The organism is Vibrio tapetis subsp. tapetis (genome assembly GCF_900233005.1).
Lineage (GTDB): Bacteria > Pseudomonadota > Gammaproteobacteria > Enterobacterales > Vibrionaceae > Vibrio > Vibrio tapetis.
In genome coordinates this window covers 892,250-911,239 of the sequence record NZ_LT960612.1, presented here as the reverse complement: position 1 = coordinate 911,239, position 18,990 = coordinate 892,250, and the positions used below count along the sequence as shown (strand labels likewise).

Below are 18,990 nucleotides of genomic sequence, written 5' to 3'. Positions count from 1 at the left end.
CAGGTTTTCGGGTAAGAGAAGCATAAGATGCAGTACTGTCGTAGCCTTAACGCTTCGCCCCTTTACATTAACGATATTACATATATAAAAAAGGCGAGATATGCTCGCCTTTTGATTCGATTACTATTGGTGTTTTTTAGCTTCGTTCCAGTGTTAAGCAAAACCTAACACATGGGAGCCCATGACAACACCGCTAGAGAGTACAAAAAGGAACAGCACAAACCGCCAAATAAAGCGAGCCCAGTCACCCCACTCGATACGGCAGACTCCTAAGGTAGCCATCAATGCCGCAGACGTGGGAACAATCAAGTTCGTAAAGCCATCACCTAATTGGAACGCTAATACGGCCACTTGACGAGTAACGCCCGCGATATCTGCCAGTGGAGCGAGCAACGGCATGGTTAAGGCCGCTTGACCAGAGCCGGAAGTCACGAAGAAGTTAAATATTGACTGAAACGCATACATTAGCCACGCCGCCAGTACACCTGGTAGCCCGCTAATCACGTTGCCTGCGCTATTTAAAATCGAGTTAAGCACACTCGGTTCGTCTGTTGTGCCACCACCCAGAATTAACAAGACCCCTTGTGCGCAACCCACCAGCAAAGCAGGGGCAAGCATCAAGGAAGCGCCCTCTTTAAACGAAGCAGCAATGTCATTGAGTGTCATGTTATTGAGTTTAAAGACAACCGCTATTAACCCAGCAGTAATACCCATGGTAAAAAATTGCGACGCAATTTCAGGGATATACCAAGCATGAACAACAACGCCCCAGACAACCCAAACGGTAGAGGCAATAACCGTTAAGATCACTAATGTGTCACCAAGCGTCCAACGAGACTCTTGCTCCGATACAGCCTGACCGCGAAAGTGTTCGTCAGATTCAAAACTATACGAACGGCTAGGGTCGGCTTTTATTCCCTTTGCATAATACATAACAAAAGCAATACCGATCGCGGTATAGACTACCCACAATCCCATTCGAACATACATACCCGACAAAACCGGAATACCGGAAATGCCTTGAGCGATAGCAACCGAAAATGGGTTCATCCACGAGGTTGCAAACCCAATTTGAGTTGCGCCATACGTGACCATAGCAGTCGTGATGCCGTCATAGCCCAACCGAACCATTAATGGGGCAATGATGATAGCAAAAGCAATCGCTTCTTCACCCATACCAAAAACAGCGCCACCCAGAGAAAATAACAAGAATAAAACGGGAATGAAGAGTGCTTCGCTGCCTTTCGTTTTGTCGATCAAACGCAGTATGCCGTTATCAATCGTGCCAGTTCTCATCACGACACCGAATGCGCCGCCAATCACTAGCATAAACATGATTACGCCAATCGCGCTGCCCCACTTAGAACCCGAAGTTAGGCCTTCAAAGGTTAAGTTCATTAGGCCAATGTCACCGCCACTGGCAAATAAGCCAACCGTTTTATATATCAGCTCGCCGCTTGTATCTGTCGCATATTGAAAAGAGGCTGGATCGATAACCGTTCTGGTTTTTTCTGCACCATCGACGACATACGTCACTTGCTGGCTATCGAAATGGCCGGCAGGAACAATATAGGTAATCGCGGCGGCAAGGATACCAACAATGAAAATGAGAATTAACGTATCTGGCATCTGCCAGGTTTTATTCGACACACCTGGCGTAGTGTGAGACTGGGGAACAGCTTGGCTCATAACTAAATACTACGTAGTTTAAAAGTGCACGAAATATCACTCAATCAGCATAAAAAGTCAATTCAAACCAAATTAATAGCACCAAACACCAATAAATAAACCTATAACCATTATTTATATTCATTCTATTTTACATATTTGCATACAGATTTGCTTCAATTGGTCTTTAAATCATATTTCGTATTAACAGCAATCAGATCCTGTGAGACTATCCTCTTCATATCCTTGCAAAGTTTGTCTCAATAAAGAGTTTTATACTCATAACGGAATATAAATAAACCATGTCTAACCATTCACCACTTCAAGGCGCAAGTTGGATGCTTTGTGCAGGGCTAGCCTTTGCCGTCGTCAATAGCCTGGCTCAATATATCAGCATCAATTTTGGGGTTAATTCAACTACGGTCGCACTCATACAATACGGTATTGCTTTAGTTGCGATTTTACCTTACTTGCAAACTTTGGGCTTTAGAAGCGCCCTGACCACGCATCAAATTGGCTGGCACTTACTCAGAGTGTTTTTGTCTGTGATTGGCATACAACTTTGGCTATGGGCATTGGCTTATCCCGTACCGATATGGCAAGGCATCGCGCTATTAATGACCTCTCCTTTGTTTGCAACCCTAGGATCTGGAATATTCTTAAAAGAAAAAGTAGGTGCCGCGCGCTGGGGCGCGACGTTGGCCGGTTTTATCGGAGCAATGATCATTTTAGAACCATGGTCAGATACCTTTACTTGGGCAACACTTTTACCCGTAGGCGCCGCTTTCTTTTGGGCCTGTTACTCTCTCATGGTTAAAAAACTCTCAGCTAAAGACTCACCAACGACAATGGTTGTCTATCTTCTATTATTCATTACACCGTTCAATTTATTGTTAGCACTTCCTAACTGGGAAACGCCTTCAGGTACAACATCTTGGATGATTCTAATTGCGGCCGGAGTACTGACAGCTGTAGCTCAATGGGCAATAGTAAAAGCCTATGCTGCAGCCGATGCGTCATTTGTTCAACCCTTTGATCATGCAAAATTGCCGTTCAATGTGGCTGCGGGTTGGCTGATTTTTGGTTGGGTTCCGCCAGGACGATTATGGGTAGGTGCCACGATTATTATTCTTTCCGTTGCCTTCATCACACAATGGGAACGAAAAAAAGTTAACTATAGTGAAAGTAAATCAGCCTAACACCGCTCTATTAAGTAAAGGCGAACAAAACACGAGGTGATGAATGACCAAGCCTATGAAAATTACACTTTACCGCTGGGCAGGCTCTTGGGGGCCGTTCAAAGTCAATATCCCTTGTGGAGAGTGCACGTTAACAAAAGACATTTTACAAGATACGCTCCAAAATGAGTTAGCGGGTATCCCTGTCGAGATTGAAATCAAAGACTGGTTATCCAATTGGTGGGAACCGTTAAAACTTGGCTCTTGGCACGCACCGATCATTGTATTGGAAGGAAAAGTCATCAGCCAAGGTGAAGCACTTAACCGAGGCGTACTAGTACAAACAGTCATTCAGGAGTGGGCGAAACGCGACAACCTCAAGGGCAATATTATATTTGGTAAGGCAACCTGTCCGTATTGCGTAAAAGCGAAGGCAAAGCTAGACGAACTCGGAGTTCAATATCAATATCTTGATGTGGTTAAAGATAGCGCCGCGCTGTATCGGATGATCCCTGAAGTAAAAGCGAATATTGGCGAGAAGACACCGGTAACCGTTCCGCAGATCTGGTTAGACGGCCATTATATTGGTGGTTTTGATAGCTTAGAGCAACATATTGCGGAAGGGGGTATTACTCCGCCACCTGATAACGTCATCGAAATGGATGCGAAATCTACCGGTTAGCCAGTAAATTGCTATTCTTTACCTCCTAAAAAGTAAAAACCCAAATTGTCGTCAATTTGGGTTATTTTTTCATTCCGTTGAGCATAATTTGATCTCTTAGCGGTTTTTCAGTTTCTTAAATACTCGGCTAAGTACTGAGATGCGACGAACGCGTGGTTGTTGCTTTCCGTATAATTGCTCATCAATCATTTTCTTTGCCATGTGGTTCGCAACATAGATTGTGCCTAGGTCTAAATTCATATTCGCCTCTTTTTGTAATTAAGTTACAATAATGATACGCCATAACCGACCAAAAACAAGACTTAAATCACACTTATTTGTAACTTAATTACACAATTACTGCCGAGCAAGTATACGAATTGATCCTAAATTCATTACACGTTATCTTATTTTTGTTACTCGATATAAAAAACATATAAACAATTTCAGTTAGTTAAAGTGGGCATTGGCTCCATTCTCTAGCCAAATCCCCCCATTTTCTGGTAACGTCGGGAGAGCCGTAATGAAAAAAAGTGTGTCCTTAGTTCTTGGGAGCGGTGGCGCCCGTGGTCTTGCCCACATAGGCATAATTCGTTGGTTAGAAGAGAACAATTACCACATCGCTTCGATTTCAGGTTGTTCCATTGGCGCTTTAATTGGTGGTATATATGCTGCAGGAAAACTAGATCAGTTTGAAGAGTGGATCTCAAGTATCGATAGCGTCGACATGGCTTTGCTTCTAGATATCTCTTGGCAGTCCAGTGGTATATTTAAAGGCGATAAAATTATCAATACTTTGGTTGATTTGATTGGCGATATTTCGATTGAAGATCTTCCGATACCTTATACTGCCGTTGCGGCCGATGTAGCAGAAGAGAAAGAGGTTTGGCTAAATTCAGGCCGTTTATTTGATGCCATTCGCGCTTCTATCTCCCTCCCCTTGTTCTTCACCCCATTCGTCATTGATGGCGTAGCACTGATTGACGGAGGAGTGTTAAACCCTGTTCCAATCGCCCCAACATTTGGTGACAAAACCGATTTAACGTTAGCGGTGAACCTTGGCGGGCCAATGGAAGAACAAATCATCACAGCACCTGTGATCACCCGTGATTCAAAACTGCATGCCAAGGTCAGCTCTTATATCGACAAGCTGCACAATTCGGTTAAAAAGAGCTTCGACTTTAATATTGAAGGCTATGAAATTGCGAACCAAGCATTCGACGCGATGCAAAGCACCATTGCCCGCCAAAAATTAGCGGCCTACCCGGCAGATGTCACGATTGAAATAGCGCGGAATGCATGTGGAACGCTGGAATTCGACAAAGCAGCCGAAATGATTGCCCTTGGCAGGACAAAAGCGGAACTGTATTTTAAAAATAAGCTCTGTTGATATAATAATAAGCTCGCATTCATAAAGAGAATGCACAATGATTAAAAACAAAAAATGCCCTCACTTCTCACTTATTCAGAATAAGCCAGCAGCGAGGGCGCTTTGTTTCCTATCGTCAATAGCTTGCCTTCTAGCGTAAACTATTGGATAACGAGTAAAGAGTTAGCTGCGCTTTGATTGGGTAAATGTGCGACCAGCAGCTTGATAGGTTTCTTTGTCTTTAATTTCAAACATGGTGTAAAAGAACCAAGCAGCAAACTTAATTAGGTCATCACCTTCATTCATCACGTGCTCAACAAACTCTTCTTGTTCACCCTGTTCGTTTTCCAGTAACGAAACATGGTAAACGCGTTTTTCACCATTCATTTCTGCTAAAGCAAACTGCCCGACAAGCGACTCAGCGGCTTCTGCGACTTCCGCTTCTTCGCAATTTTTCAAAAACTCTAAGGCTGCGGGTAAATTTTCTAGTTCAACTAACGCATTAACAAGCGTTTCAAATTCATTCTGTTGCATTTTGGCCTACCTTTTATGCTAATGCCGCCATTGTAGCGATATTGGAAAAAGATCAAAATTGTTTCTGCACATAGATTTTTCAGCTGCACAAAAAGAAAAACCCCAATACATACGTATTGGGGTATAAAAATATTTCGATAGCTTATTCATGCTACTAACTGCGCTCGTTAATAATCCGTTTGAGCTCGCCTTATCCTTAGCGTATTCCTTTCGCGCCTTCCTAAGCGGTGTCCTTTAGCATCCTTGTTTGCATACATCCTAGTATACAAAACTCAATCCATTGAGCGTGTCCTGATTCTTCCGTGCATCCTTGTGTCGTCCATCTGAATAATCTGCCTTGATTATTCCCTCACTTCCTGTGAGTTCCTTCTGTCTGCTCCCTGCTGACAACAATAAGATTACAGTTTTCGTCCCTGTTTGTGACCCTATTTTATTGAACATTTATTAAACAACACGTTTCACTGAATAAAATTCAAATTTAAACAACAACTTATGGAGGTTGCGTTTTATTCTTATAGAAAAATCTGTTTATATCTCACATCATATGTAAGAGATCTCTTACAGCTCACTTCTCAATTTGATGCTTATTTATAAAACCAACAATTAGTCACCGCTCAGTTTAAGTACTGTTCGCCTTAAATAAAGAGAGTATACTCCGCGATTCCATCACTGCCCTGTTCACCAATATGATAACCAAACTACCTCGCTGGGTAGAATCCGGCGCTTTTCTACTGGCTATGATTGCTGGCACCATCAATGCCGTTGGCCTACTCGGATTTCAGCATCAGTCTGTGTCTCACTTGTCTGGCACCGTTACTTTACTGGGAACACAGCTGCTTCCCTTTGATGATCAGTCTTTTCATTTACTGATGATTATTATCAGTTTTCTTGCAGGCGCAACGTTCAGTGGTGTCTTAATAGAACGCACAGCACTAAAACTTGGCAGAAGATACGGCGTCGCTTTACTAGTAGAAAGCGCTTTACTGGTAGCAGCCACGGTCGCTTTGACTCAAGGCTATGGGGGCGGCCATTACTTAGCCTCTGCCGCCTGTGGCTTACAAAATGCCATGATCTCAACCTACAGCGGTGCTGTTATCCGCACGACTCACATGACGGGGATCATCACCGATTTGGGGCTGATGCTTGGTGCTCGTATTAGAGGAGAAGAATGGGATAAACGAAAAGCGTGGCTATTTAGCCTTATTTTCCTTGGCTTCCTATTCGGAGGGTTCGGAGGGGCAATTCTCTATGCTCACTTGCAGTTTTCAGCATTATTAATCCCAGCAGGCCTCGCCTTTATTGTTGCTATGAGTTATTGGGTCTATCTTCATCGCTTAGATACGATCGCTAGGTCAATAGACTAGGCCAGCATCACCGATGTCAGCCTGTTCTATTGCATAACTAAAAAATAATTAGATTGAAAATTGAGCGATACCTAGCTGTTGGGCTCGTGTAAAACTTAACTCCTTTGCGACTAGGTGATACAACGCAGCTTCACTTATCAGCAATACTTTCTGATCGGTATTAGCAGCTTGGGTATGCACCGTCATTCCGTAGTCAGCTTTATACTCTGACCAAAGATGGCTATCGACGAGATACACAAATGTTTCACTTCCTAATTCAGATTTCCATTGTTTTGCCAGCAATTTTAACCACCAACTTGCCTGACTTAACCCTTGTTGTCCTTGTAAAGAGGGGGCGGGGGTTAAGCCGTCTTCTATTGCTTGTTGCGTTGCAATTGCGACATCTAATGAACCGGGAAAGCTCTCAGTAAACGGATTATTAAATTGTCCTTCATAGGAACAAGCCCGCGCGGGCAGGCTTGTCGCCGTTGAAACCAATATCAATAATACCCAGTTTGATACAGGTGACATGGCAGCTCCTATGGGGTAACGATGTTAAACCAGAAGTTAAACGTATCCAGCATGCCAACAAAGTCTTTAAAGACCTGTTTCTCGCCTTTAAGTTTAATGTCTCCATCCATGATTGCTTTTTCTAATGTCACTGCGCCGAGTTGAACATTGTCTAACGTTTCTTTCGTTAGCACTAAGGATACGTCGGGCTCATCGCTGATTTTACGAGTATGGTTAAGTACCGAGTTTTCAATATATAGCGTGTACTGTTCGTCCAAATCAGTGAAATCAATGTTAATGGTATAGTCTTTACCCTCTGCTTTGTCTGGTAGGATACGTACGGCTAGGTAATCGAATAGCATCTCTGGTGGCATATTTTTGATGATATCTGGCGACGCCGTTGTAGTACCACCAGCACTTGGGGTTCCATTTCTTAGTTCATAAGCACCTTGTAAATAAACTGAACGCCACGGCCCAGACTCTGCCTGATAGCCAAGCTGTTCGTAAGCATTTGCCAATAAAGCTTTGCTTCGTTTACTTTGCGGATTCGCGAAAACTACGTGTTTCATGACTTCTGCAACCCAACGATAATTTCCTTTATCGAAATCCGCTTGAGCCTTATCAATCGTCGCACTTTCTCCACCCATGTATTCTACGTATTTCACCGCAGCATTTGTTGGCGGAAGATTATTTAGATCCGACGGGTTGCCAGAGTACCAGCCCATATATCTTTGATACACAGCCCGGCTATTGTGACGCAAGGTGCCGTAATAACCTCGAGTACTCCAGTTTTTATCGATTTCTTCAGGGAACTGAATAATCTCTGAAATCTCTTCTCCTATATAACCTTGATTCATCAGACGAACGGTTTGGTCGTGTGTGTATTTATACATATCGCGCTGACGCTTGAAGTACTCAACAATGTCTTTTTGCCCCCACATTGGCCAGTGGTGGCTTTGGAATTTCACCTCTACGTCACTGCCCCACATTTCAATAGTTTCATTCAAATAGTAAGACCACTTCAATGCATCACGAACTGGCGCCCCACGTAATGTCAAAATGTTATGCATGGTATTGGTACTGTTTTCGGCCATCCATAACGCTTTTTTATCAGGGAACCATGTATTAATTTCTGTTGGTGCTTCAGAGCCAGGTGTGTACTGGAAAACCATGCGAACACCATCAACAGTATGCTCTTCACCTGTTTTTTCGATAATCAAGGTTGGTGCGATCAAGGTAGCAAGGCCGGTAGAGGTTGTTTGCCCTAAACCTCCATTCACACCGCCACGTTCATTTCTAGGTAGTAATGCCCCATACATATAAATGGCACGACGTCCCATCGCATTACCAGCGATAACGTTCTCGGAAACTGCGTGCTCAACAAAACCATGTGAGGCAATAATTTCAACCTTGCCAGATTTTACGTCGGCTTCATCAACGATCCCTCGGACACCACCGAAATGGTCAATGTGGCTGTGGCTATAAATGACAGCGGTAACAGGTCGTTCGCCCAACTCACCATTAATAAAATCCAGTGCTGCTTTCGCCGTTTCTTGAGAGATTAATGGATCAAAAACGATCCACCCTCTCTTACCTTCAACAAAGGTAATGTTCGTTAAGTCATATCCACGAACTTGATAGATGCCATCGCTAACCTTAAATAAGCCATTAATCACATTGAGCTGAGCATTACGCCATAAGCTAGGATTTACACTATCCGGTGATTTCGCATCGAGAGTGATGAATTTTTTGTATTCTTCTAAATCCCAAACAACATCTCCGTTAGCGTTTTTGATGGTGACCACATCTTGTTTAGCAATAAAGCCTTTTTGCGCGTTCTCAAAATCCTTTTTGTCATTAAATGGGAGGCTTTTGTAAACCTTTTGATTCGCCTCAATAGTGGCTGAAGTGGCGGGCATTGACTCTGACGCTAAGCTATTGACTGAAAAGCCAATAACTAAAGCTGAAATTACATAACGCTTCATTAACCATTCCCTCTAGTATGAAAAAAGTATCACATAATGAAAATAGGTCAGTAATTTACAGATTACAAAGTCGCAGAAATTCTTTATTTAGGATTGTGATACCGGTTAAATCTCCGATGCTGAAAAATTGACGAATTTTACGCAGACATCCCGATAACATCTACGTTACAATTAACTAAATTTTGACCAGTTAACCTAGAATAAAACTGCATAATTAGTTTTTTTTAATGCATAGTATTTCAATTAACATAAAAAGTAGTTATTCTTGCGGTCAGTGAGTAAATACCAATGTTTATTGCATTATTATGCGAAACATAATGCATTAGCCGTAACAAGAGTAGAGACGATGGACAACACGACACAAACTAGCACCACACCCAAGAGCAAAAACAATTTCTGGATCTTCTTGATTCCGTCTTTAATTGGCCTGTTCCTTTTTATGGCGCCAATCACATACAACGGTGATATCACCATTCCCGTTGCAGTATTAGCTAAAGCACTGCAAGCCGTACTGGATGGCTACCTAATTGAAATCGTAACGTCTGTCATTGCTTTTATGTCTGTTGCAACCGTTGCTAATATGATTGCCAAGCCCAAATTTGTGGCGAATAACGAATTCCTCAACGGTCTATTGAGCCCTTCGCCACTTTGGTTAGCGGTTCGATTAATCGGTGGTGCTGCGGTAATAATGACTTTTTTCCAAGTTGGCCCTGAAGCCATTTGGGAACAAAATACGGGTGGCTTAGTGCTTGAAGGCCTACTGCCAACACTATTCGCTGTATTTATTTTTGCAGGCCTTTTACTTCCTTTATTACTTAATTTTGGCCTACTTGAACTGTTTGGTACGTTACTGAGCAAAATCATGCGCCCTGTTTTTAACTTGCCAGGCCGTAGTGCTATCGACTGTATGGCTTCTTGGTTAGGTGACGGCAGTGTTGGTATTCTGCTAACCAGCAAACAATACGAAAGCAAGTTTTACACCCAGCGTGAAGCCGCCGTTGTTGGTACCACGTTCTCAGCAGTATCTATTACATTCAGTTTAGTTGTACTCGCTCAAGTCGAGTTAGAGCACCTGTTCTTACCTTTTTATGGTGCTATCTGTTTAGCGGGCATTGTCGCGGCAATCATTATTCCTCGCCTTCCACCATTAAGCCGTAAGAAAGACCTATACATCGACGGCAGCAAACCTGAAAAAGGCGCAAACGCGATTCCGACTGGTCACAATAGCTTCTCTTGGGGTCTAGAGCTTGCAGTAAACAAAGCGAATCAAGTTAAGTCACCAAAAACGGTTGCCACTGAGGGCATTAAAAACGCGGTAGATATGGTGTTTGGGGTTCTACCTGTTGTTATGGCTTTAGGTACAATCGCGCTAGTGATCGCAGAATACACCTCAGTATTTACCATTCTTGGTAAGCCGTTTATTCCGTTCCTAGAATTGCTACAGATCCCTGAAGCGGTTCAAGCATCTGAAACCATCGTGGTTGGCTTTGCGGATATGTTTATCCCATCTATCCTTGCAGCTTCTATCGAAAGTGACCTGACTCGTTTTGTCATTGCCGCCATGTCGGTAACTCAACTGATTTACATGTCTGAAATTGGTGCTCTACTATTGGGCAGTAAGATCCCTGTAAACATTTTTGAGCTGTTCTTCATCTTTATTCTACGTACCATAATCACACTTCCTGTTATTGCAGGTGTTGCTCACCTGATTTTCTAGAATAGAGAACCTAAAGAGTCTCGCTGATTATTTAACGCTCTTGTACATTAAGCACCTCTATCGTAGAGGTGCTTTTTTTTGTATTTGATAAGTTGGTCACCGTTTTTCCTTCACTCCTATTTTGTATAACTTATACTCAACAAATTGAGCAGTTGAAACGGACCTCATCATGATCATTGAAGTCACGCACCATCCAGAAAAAAAAGACATTGAGATACTTTATAAAGGCTTAAGCGAATTCAATAAAGACTTCTTCCCCGACTTAAGTGAACGACCAATTGCACTATTTCTTAGAGACTCTAACGGTCAGGTCGAAGGCGGATTAACCGGCCGCTTACACTACAATTCCTTACATATACAGCGGCTGTGGCTCTCTTCTTCTATTAGAGGAAAAGGATTGGGTGCCAAGATCCTCTCCCTTGCTGAAAAAGAAGCCCGGAAACACGAAGCCCAGCATATCTTTCTAGATACCTATAATTTTCAGGCTCCCCAGTTTTACCTCAAGCAAGGGTTTACCGAAGTTGGCCGCTACGTCGACTTCCCTAAAACCGGTACCGATAAAATCTTCTACAAGAAAACCCTCGTTTAACCTCTTATTTAGTAAAGAAAAGCATAAGGCACACACAAAATGAACATTTTCCGTGTGCTTTTCGCTCGATCATGTTCTAAATTCATTATACAATGCTCGAATTCGAACATAATTATACGTATAACGAAAGTAAAGGAACGATAATGACTCAACAAAAACAACATTTTGACTTATTGGTTGTCGGCGGTGGTATCAATGGTGTCGCTATCGCGTCTGATGCGGCTGGTCGCGGGCTTAACGTTGCCTTGGTTGAAATGTCCGATTTAGCATCAGCAACCTCTTCGGCCTCTAGTAAACTGATTCACGGTGGATTACGTTATCTCGAACATTATGAGTTTCGTCTTGTAGGTGAGGCGTTGGCAGAACGAGAAACTTTACTCAAAAATGCACCGCACTTGGTCGCACCTTTACGTTTTCGTTTACCTCACCGCCCCCACTTACGCCCAGCTTGGATGATCCGCGCAGGGTTATTCTTATACGACAACCTCGGTAAGCGAGTTTCACTTCCGGCCAGTAAAGGGATTCGTTTTACGGCTAATGATCCCCTAAAATCCGATATGGTAACGGGTTTCGAATATTCAGATTGTGCAGTAGATGATGCTCGTTTGGTTGTTTGTAATGCTCTACTCGCCAAACAGAAAGGGGCAACCATACTCACTCGAACACGCTGCACTCAAGCAACGGCAGGTGACGATGGTTGGACGGTTACAGTTCAAGACGACAAATCGAGTTACCAGATTCAAAGTAAAGCATTGGTTAATGCGGCGGGGCCATGGGTTGAATCATTATTCTCGGAGCAGTTAGACAAACCGGCGCCTCGCTCAATTCGGCTAGTAAAAGGTAGCCACATAGTGGTGCCAAAACTGTACAAAGATGATCACGCTTATATTCTTCAAAATGAAGATAAACGTATTGTATTTGTCATCCCATACCAACAAGATTATTCCATGATTGGCACGACGGACGTCGATTACGAAGGCGATCCGAGCAAAGTGGCCATCAGTGATGATGAAGTCGAATACTTGTGTGATATCGTCAATCAACATTTTAAATCACCCATTAGCCCAAGTGATGTTATCAATACATGGTCAGGAGTTCGCCCACTAATGGAAGATGAGTCTTCCGACGCTCAAGCGGTCACTCGTGATTACACCATAGAAGTAGATGGCAGCAACCCGAATGCGCCTTTACTTTCTGTATTCGGTGGTAAGCTAACGACCTATCGAAAACTCGGTCAAGCAGCAATGAAGCGACTTCAACCATTCTTTCCTGATATGTCAGGCGATTGGACAGAAAATGCATTACTGCCCGGGGGGGACTTTCCATCCAGAGATCATCTGGAAGCAAAAATAGCGCGTTATGCTCCCACCATTGATATTAAACTCATAAAGCGCTGGGTTCGCAATTACGGTACTCGAACTCATCAGATGCTTGACGGCCTTACAACGGAAAATGAATTAGGCCTGCATTTCGGCCATGGCCTCTATCAAGCAGAAGTCGACTATTTGGTTGAGCATGAATGGGCGATAAGTGTGGAAGATATTTTATGGCGCAGAACCAAGCTTGGCCTTACCTTTAATGCGGAACAAACCGAAGGGCTTTATCAATACATAAACAATGACTCACAGGCACTACGAGCCTAGTTATTAACAACGAACGCCCAACGAAATAAAAGCCACCCATGTGATGAGGTGGCTTTTATTTTCAGTACGTAACAACAATAATTGCCGTTAACCAATCTCAATGGAAGCATCAATATCAAGGACCAAAGGAACCGTAATTCTAAATTGAGCTCCCGCATCTACCCCAGACAAACACTCTATCTTTCCTTGCAATAATTGAGACACTAAATTGTAAACAATATTTGCACCTAACCCACTACCGCCACGCCCACGCTTAGTGGTTGTAAAGGGTTCGAAGATGTTCTTAACAACGGCGGCATCAATGCCTTTACCACTATCGCGGTAATGGATCACAAGATGATCACCTTCTGCATAAATATCAAAGAAAATGTCTCTATCACCATCCCACTCGTCGAAGCCATGACGGATACTATTAGTAATCAGGTTGGTGTAGATCTGGATGTAGCCACTTGGGTAGCTGTCTACGTTGATATCGTCTGGGCAGCTAATATGAGTTTGTACTTGAGATACCTTGAGTTCGTGGGACAAAGAAAGCAACACTTTATCTAAGTTATCTTTTACATTAAAACGATAAATAGACTGACTACTTTGATCAACTGCGACTTGTTTAAAGCTAGAGACCAATTGCTCTGCTCGGGATAGGTTTGCAGTCAAGATTTCCGTCGACTCAGCAAGCGAAGACAGCGCTCCTGAAAACTGAGTTTTCGAAAGATTGCCGGTTTCAAAGCCAACCTTCAACACTTTCACTTTTTCTTCAATAAAGCTAGTAGCGGTAACACTGATGCCAAGTGGGGTGTTAATTTCATGAGCAACGCCACCGACTAACCCGCCCAATGACGCCATTTTTTCAGCCTCAATCAAAGACTCTTGAGTATCTTCAAGCTGACTTAAGGTTAAAGACAGTTCACTGTTCGTTTCTTCCAAAGAATGTGTGCGCTCCTGTACTTTTTGTTCCAATTTTTGGTTCAGAGAAATCAGCGCATTTTCGGTATTCGTCAACTCCGTTACATCGACACCGAAGCAAATAACACGTTGCAGTTCCCTATTTTGCACCAAACGCCATTGTAAATAGCGCTCCTCGCCATTGGGATCATTCATGGTTAAAACCATTTCATAAGTCGGGATATTTTCCAACAGATCACGTCGGCTATCTTCTGACACGTCTTCATTCACAAAAAAATCGAACCAGTTTTTTCCAAGTAGATCCTCTTCATTCATCGATAGCAGATTCTGTACTTCAGTGTTCGCCAACTGAATAACAAAGTCTTCGTTTAAAGAGCAAATTAGCGAAGGGGATGAAGCGATAATTACGCCGGTAAAGTCACGCTCAAATTCTAACTGAACATTCATTTTCTTGCGTTTTTCTAGCTGATAGTCGATGTCTTCATGTAACTTATTAATAGAAGAAACCAGTAAGTCGATTTCATCGTGGCGTACGTTACGGGCTAGGTTTAACTGCTCATTAACTCCATTGCCTTCAACGCTGCGCATCTGGAAGAATTTCGAAATTAGATTAATGTGTTTAATCATGACGTGAAAAACGATAAAGAGCACACAAAACGAAACCATCAAATTGATGAACAATTGCGTCAACAAAATAACCGTCGCTTTTTCGGTTAGCCGGTTGTAGATCGCCTTATAAGATATTTCAATCACCAAGGCCCCTATTTTTTCATCACTGTGGTAAAGCTCTGCACTTTTGCTCAGCTCGTTGTCTCGGCTTGATTGGCCATTTTCAACGGTGACATGTAGCGATCCATTATGGTAAGAGTACACGCCAACGTACTCTACGCTCGCGAGATTTTTAATACCATTGACTTGAATTTGCAATTGTTCTTCATCTAAGTTCCACAAGCTATTGGCAACAGACGAAGTCAGGCTCGTATCAATTCTTTCTAAAGAAGCAGCAAGCAAACCTTCTTCACGTTTAAAGTCCCAATAAAGCTGAATACTTGCAATGGCAATCGCCAACATTGAGCCACATAGTAAAGTGTAAAAAAACAATCTTAAACCGATACTATTGCCACGCTTAATCGCGTCTCCGTGAGGGAGGTTATCCTGAACATCTTTATCTAAGTGTTTTTCCATTTGCAACCCTTTAACGATAGCGCGAGCCGTCTGCTTTGAGCTAATCTTCCTAAAATTAGTATAGACCTATCATTCAGATTTTCTTGCCAATTGTTATTTTTGTGAGCCACCTAATACGCAGACTGAATTGATAATTGTGCTTTCACTCAAAATTTTATTCAGATTTATCCTGTTGACGAATAATCTTTACTACAATCATTACATAAGAAGTGAAAATGGCGCTAAGTTGCACTTAAATTACTTTTATAAAATACCAATGAAACACCGTTGCTTAAGAGGTATGTAATGGGAAATGATGACCAGTTTCTTTTTTCAGATCATGAAGATGAAATCGTTAAGGAAGACCGCGAGCAGTGGAACATATTGATCGTCGATGACGATATCGACATACACAAAGTCACTCAATTCGTCTTGAGCGATTTTGACTATTTGGGTAAAACTCTTAATTTTCTAAATGCTTATTCGGCAGAAGAAGCAAAAGAAGTCTTCCGCAATAATAAAGATATCTCAGTTGTCTTTTTAGATGTTGTCATGGAATCTAATCATGCAGGTCTAGATTTCGTGGATTGGCTAAGAGTTGAATATGGTAACCGTACCGCTCGTATCATTTTAAGAACGGGGCAGCCTGGCGATGCCCCTGAAGCTGAAGTCATTAAAAAATATGAAATTAATGACTACAAGAATAAAACCGAGCTCACTGCCACCAAACTGAATACCACCTTGTGTGCGGCTCTTCGTTCTTATCGCGATATCATGGTGATTGAAAATACTAAGAAGGGCTTGAACACCATTATCAATTCATCAGCTTCGATCTTGGTTGAAGGTGATGGCACTCATTGGTTAGATGGCATTCTTTCTCAGTTAAGCGCGCTACTCGATCTAGGCGAAGTACACGCCTTCAATTTTGCGGCCCAAGAAGTCAAGGGGAAATGGCAAGTTGTGGCGTCATCTGAAGGCGGAGAAGCGCTGATCGGAAAAGATTTGAATGAGTTTATTTCTTGTTCAGTTGAAGACGTGGCCAATACCCAAGAACGTTATATTCAAGTCAAAGACGAAGAGTTCTTGATCCCGGTAAAAGTAAACAAAAGTGTCGGTTTACTCATTGTTCATTGTCCTCATCATAGTCTTGAAGAGAACATTGAGATTTTAGATTTGTTCATCAGAAACATTACGATTGCGTACGAGAAAGTCATTTTACTCAACGAGGTCAGAGACACACAAAAAGAGATCGCTTACCGATTAGGGGAAGTGGTAGAAACACGATCAAAAGAATCGGGCAGTCATGTAAAACGTGTAGCTGAACTTTCCTTATTTTTAGCGCAAAAATATGGACTGTCTGATGAGCTATCTCACAAGATAAAATTAGCATCACCGCTGCATGATATTGGCAAAATCGCCATCCCAGACGCCATTTTAAACAAACCAGGAAAACTGGATTCTGAAGAATGGCAAGTCATGATGTCTCACGCTAGCGTTGGTGCAGAGATCCTTCGGGGCTCTAACTTAGAGATACTGAATATTGCTGCCAATATTGCTGCTTTCCACCACGAAAAATGGGATGGATCTGGCTACCCTAACAAACTTTCAGGAGAAAGCATTCCGATTGAAGCACGGATCACCGCTATTGCCGATGTATTCGATGCCTTGTCTTCACGCCGTTGTTACAAAGAACCTTGGCCTGCAAAAGATGTCTACGATCTATTTGTAGAAGAGTCTGGTAAACAATTCGATCCTAATTTAACCGATTTGTTTTTGAAGCATTTTGATGAACTGCAAGGAATAAGAAGCTCGTTCCCAGATTAAACAACCGATTACAAACTTCAAAAAACAAAAAGCACCGAATAAAGGTGCTTTTTTATTGTTTGCATTAGCGACTCACATCTAGCCATTACCTATTCCGTTAACTGGACGTCCATATAGAACTGAAGCGCTTCTTCCGTATCATCCCAAACCGGTTGAGCCATAGCCAGCCATTGGTTGATTTGGTTAATAGGCTCGACGTTGAGCGAACACATATGAGTGCGCCCAATCACCTCTCGCTTTAGCAACCCGGCTCGCTCCAAAATCTTGAGATGTTTCGTCACCGCAGATTTAGAAATCGGATGCGGTAGCACCAGGTCTTTTACCGCAACTGCGCCTTGAGACATTTGAGCCACCATCGATCGCCGCGTTTCGTCACTCAATGCCATGAATATATCACTGAGCGGTGTTTTATCATTTAAATTCATACAGTAAAAACTAGCCCTCTCTCTGAATCGTGTCAAATTTACCATCACAAAATCGTGGTTATTCACAGGTAGAATATTGACCGACAACCAAAAACATCCCTCTAACATTAAGCACCAATACCACTTAACATAGCCATATCATCTAAATTGAAAGCTAATTGCAATACGAAACCCTACTTGACCTGAGTCATATAAAATTGATGCATATCAGTCCACTATTTATTCGTAAATCACTATCCTTCTTTTACTTTTATTCAAAGGGGTTGCTATGTCTTCCAAGACAACGACAGATAACAAGGTCACGTTCGGCAGTTACATTGCCCTGGCTTTCGCCGTGGTATTTTTTTCCGGTTTATTACAATCAAACGAATGGTACGGTGTATTTGATTTTACGACGTTAAATGGTTCATTTGGACAAGTAGCCTACGGTGTTAATGAAACCGCCGACGGCGTTCAAGCCTTAACCACAACCATGCGTGGCCAAGGCGGTAACGGTGCGCGTGATGGCTTCTTATTTGCCTTAACCTTAATCCCGACTGTGATGTTTGCGTTAGGTATGATCAATGTTCTAGAGCATTATGGGGCGCTTGATGCGGCTCGTAAGTTACTAACCCCAATGCTTAAACCTCTGATAGGCATTCCTGGCAACTCTAGCTTGGCATTGATTGCGTCATTACAAAGTACCGATGCTGGTGCTGCTATGACTCGCCAATTAAAAGATGAAGGTCAACTGACCAAGCGCGAAGCCGACGTGTTTACCATGTTCCAGTTTACTGCTGGTGCAACCATCGTTAACTTCTTCTCTTCTGGCGCGGTCCTATTCACTCTAACGTATGCCGACGGTAGTAACGCGGTCACTTCGTCAATTGGCCTCGCTGTCGTTGTTATGTTTGTCTTCAAGTTTGTTGGCGCTAACTTGTTTCGCGTTTACTTAAATGTAACCGAAGGAAAATCTGACGACGAGACCAAAGATAATAAAAAATTAAACGAGGAAGTAGCATAATGAGCGAAGTGAAAGCGAAAAAGCCAATGGTTACTGATATCTTCGTAGAAGGCGCTAAAAAAGGCTGGACGATTGCGACCACATCTACGGTTCCGAACGTACTTATGGCGTTTGTCATCATTAAAGCATTACAGATTACTGGTGCACTTGGGCTGATGGGTGTTGTTTTTTCACCGATTATGGCTGTTTTTGGCCTTCCGGGTGAAGCTGCTGCTGTACTGATCGGAGCATGGATGTCGATGGGCGGCGCCGTAGGTGTGGTCATCACACTCTTCGACCAAGGTATTTTAAACGGTGATCATATTGCGATTCTTGCGCCTGCGATTTACCTTATGGGTTCTCAAATTCAATATCTAGGCCGTATCCTCGGCCCCGTTGGTACCGAAGGTCGCTACATACCGGTCATGATCGCCATATCCATCATCAATGCGTTTGGTGCGATGTTCGTAATGAACATTTTATTATAAGGGAGCC

Annotated in this window: 17 protein-coding genes; 10 read left to right on the top strand and 7 right to left on the bottom strand. The window is 42.7% G+C overall.

Features of this window, described 5'->3' with window-relative positions; genetic code table 11:
* Positions 1 to 153: 153 nt before the first annotated feature.
* Positions 154 to 1,629 (bottom strand): putative basic amino acid antiporter YfcC, encoded by a 1,476-nt coding sequence (gene yfcC / locus VTAP4600_RS21150; protein ID WP_231897999.1) that lies wholly within the window; start codon positions 1,627 to 1,629, stop codon positions 154 to 156.
* A gap of 341 nt (positions 1,630 to 1,970) precedes the next feature.
* Between yfcC and VTAP4600_RS21145 the strand changes: the two genes are divergently transcribed.
* Both VTAP4600_RS21145 and VTAP4600_RS21140 read left to right on the top strand, forming a co-directional pair.
* Positions 1,971 to 2,867, top strand: coding sequence for a DMT family transporter (locus VTAP4600_RS21145; RefSeq protein ID WP_102524735.1), 897 nt, complete (start codon positions 1,971 to 1,973; stop codon positions 2,865 to 2,867).
* A gap of 43 nt (positions 2,868 to 2,910) precedes the next feature.
* Positions 2,911 to 3,528 (top strand): glutaredoxin domain-containing protein, encoded by a 618-nt coding sequence (locus tag VTAP4600_RS21140; RefSeq protein ID WP_102524734.1) that lies wholly within the window; start codon positions 2,911 to 2,913, stop codon positions 3,526 to 3,528.
* A 96-nt stretch (positions 3,529 to 3,624) separates the two neighbouring features.
* Here VTAP4600_RS21140 and VTAP4600_RS26025 read toward each other — a convergent pair whose 3' ends face one another.
* Complete coding sequence (locus VTAP4600_RS26025; protein WP_172443196.1) at positions 3,625 to 3,768, bottom strand: hypothetical protein; 144 nt, start codon at positions 3,766 to 3,768, stop codon at positions 3,625 to 3,627.
* 262 nt (positions 3,769 to 4,030) lie between these two features.
* On the opposite strand from VTAP4600_RS26025, the gene VTAP4600_RS21135 reads away from it, so the two are divergent.
* Positions 4,031 to 4,897 (top strand): patatin-like phospholipase family protein, encoded by an 867-nt coding sequence (locus VTAP4600_RS21135; RefSeq protein WP_102524733.1) that lies wholly within the window; start codon positions 4,031 to 4,033, stop codon positions 4,895 to 4,897.
* A 162-nt stretch (positions 4,898 to 5,059) separates the two neighbouring features.
* Here VTAP4600_RS21135 and VTAP4600_RS21130 read toward each other — a convergent pair whose 3' ends face one another.
* Positions 5,060 to 5,410 (bottom strand): hypothetical protein, encoded by a 351-nt coding sequence (locus tag VTAP4600_RS21130; protein ID WP_102524732.1) that lies wholly within the window; start codon positions 5,408 to 5,410, stop codon positions 5,060 to 5,062.
* Between the two features lie 686 nt (positions 5,411 to 6,096).
* On the opposite strand from VTAP4600_RS21130, the gene VTAP4600_RS21125 reads away from it, so the two are divergent.
* Positions 6,097 to 6,774, top strand: a complete 678-nt coding sequence (locus VTAP4600_RS21125; protein WP_102524731.1) for a YoaK family protein — start codon at positions 6,097 to 6,099, stop codon at positions 6,772 to 6,774.
* Positions 6,775 to 6,822: 48 nt separating this feature from the next.
* On the opposite strand, the gene VTAP4600_RS21120 is transcribed toward VTAP4600_RS21125, so the two are convergent.
* Both VTAP4600_RS21120 and VTAP4600_RS21115 read right to left on the bottom strand, forming a co-directional pair.
* Positions 6,823 to 7,284 carry a hypothetical protein gene (locus VTAP4600_RS21120; protein ID WP_102524730.1) on the bottom strand — a complete coding sequence of 154 codons (462 nt, stop codon included), beginning with the start codon at positions 7,282 to 7,284 and terminating at the stop codon, positions 6,823 to 6,825.
* Between the two features lie 8 nt (positions 7,285 to 7,292).
* Positions 7,293 to 9,248 carry an alkyl/aryl-sulfatase gene (locus VTAP4600_RS21115; RefSeq protein ID WP_102524729.1) on the bottom strand — a complete coding sequence of 652 codons (1,956 nt, stop codon included), beginning with the start codon at positions 9,246 to 9,248 and terminating at the stop codon, positions 7,293 to 7,295.
* Positions 9,249 to 9,594: 346 nt separating this feature from the next.
* Here VTAP4600_RS21115 and VTAP4600_RS21110 point away from each other — a divergent pair, with 346 nt between their 5' ends.
* The 3 genes from VTAP4600_RS21110 (at position 9,595) to glpD (ending at position 13,197) form a co-directional block, all read left to right on the top strand.
* The gene (locus tag VTAP4600_RS21110) at positions 9,595 to 10,965 is read left to right on the top strand and encodes a YjiH family protein (RefSeq protein ID WP_102524728.1); all 1,371 of its coding nucleotides are present in this window, start codon (positions 9,595 to 9,597) and stop codon (positions 10,963 to 10,965) included.
* Between the two features lie 169 nt (positions 10,966 to 11,134).
* The gene (locus tag VTAP4600_RS21105; RefSeq protein ID WP_102524727.1) at positions 11,135 to 11,554 is read left to right on the top strand and encodes a GNAT family N-acetyltransferase; all 420 of its coding nucleotides are present in this window, start codon (positions 11,135 to 11,137) and stop codon (positions 11,552 to 11,554) included.
* Positions 11,555 to 11,697: 143 nt separating this feature from the next.
* The gene (glpD, locus tag VTAP4600_RS21100) at positions 11,698 to 13,197 is read left to right on the top strand and encodes a glycerol-3-phosphate dehydrogenase (RefSeq protein ID WP_102524726.1); all 1,500 of its coding nucleotides are present in this window, start codon (positions 11,698 to 11,700) and stop codon (positions 13,195 to 13,197) included.
* Positions 13,198 to 13,284: 87 nt separating this feature from the next.
* Here glpD and VTAP4600_RS21095 read toward each other — a convergent pair whose 3' ends face one another.
* Positions 13,285 to 15,285, bottom strand: a complete 2,001-nt coding sequence (locus tag VTAP4600_RS21095) for a sensor histidine kinase (protein WP_102524725.1) — start codon at positions 15,283 to 15,285, stop codon at positions 13,285 to 13,287.
* 285 nt (positions 15,286 to 15,570) lie between these two features.
* Here VTAP4600_RS21095 and VTAP4600_RS21090 point away from each other — a divergent pair, with 285 nt between their 5' ends.
* Positions 15,571 to 17,088 (top strand): HD domain-containing phosphohydrolase, encoded by a 1,518-nt coding sequence (locus VTAP4600_RS21090; RefSeq protein ID WP_102524724.1) that lies wholly within the window; start codon positions 15,571 to 15,573, stop codon positions 17,086 to 17,088.
* A gap of 89 nt (positions 17,089 to 17,177) precedes the next feature.
* Here the strand turns inward: VTAP4600_RS21090 and VTAP4600_RS21085 are convergent, their stop codons facing one another.
* Positions 17,178 to 17,474, bottom strand: a complete 297-nt coding sequence (locus tag VTAP4600_RS21085; protein WP_269459959.1) for an ArsR/SmtB family transcription factor — start codon at positions 17,472 to 17,474, stop codon at positions 17,178 to 17,180.
* Between the two features lie 307 nt (positions 17,475 to 17,781).
* On the opposite strand from VTAP4600_RS21085, the gene VTAP4600_RS21080 reads away from it, so the two are divergent.
* Positions 17,782 to 18,516 carry a nucleoside recognition domain-containing protein gene (locus VTAP4600_RS21080; protein WP_102524722.1) on the top strand — a complete coding sequence of 245 codons (735 nt, stop codon included), beginning with the start codon at positions 17,782 to 17,784 and terminating at the stop codon, positions 18,514 to 18,516.
* A complete protein-coding gene (locus VTAP4600_RS21075; protein ID WP_102524721.1) occupies positions 18,516 to 18,983 on the top strand; it encodes a YjiG family protein in 468 nt (155 codons plus the stop codon). Before VTAP4600_RS21080 ends, VTAP4600_RS21075 begins: the two co-directional genes overlap by 1 nt.
* Positions 18,984 to 18,990: the final 7 nt, after the last annotated feature.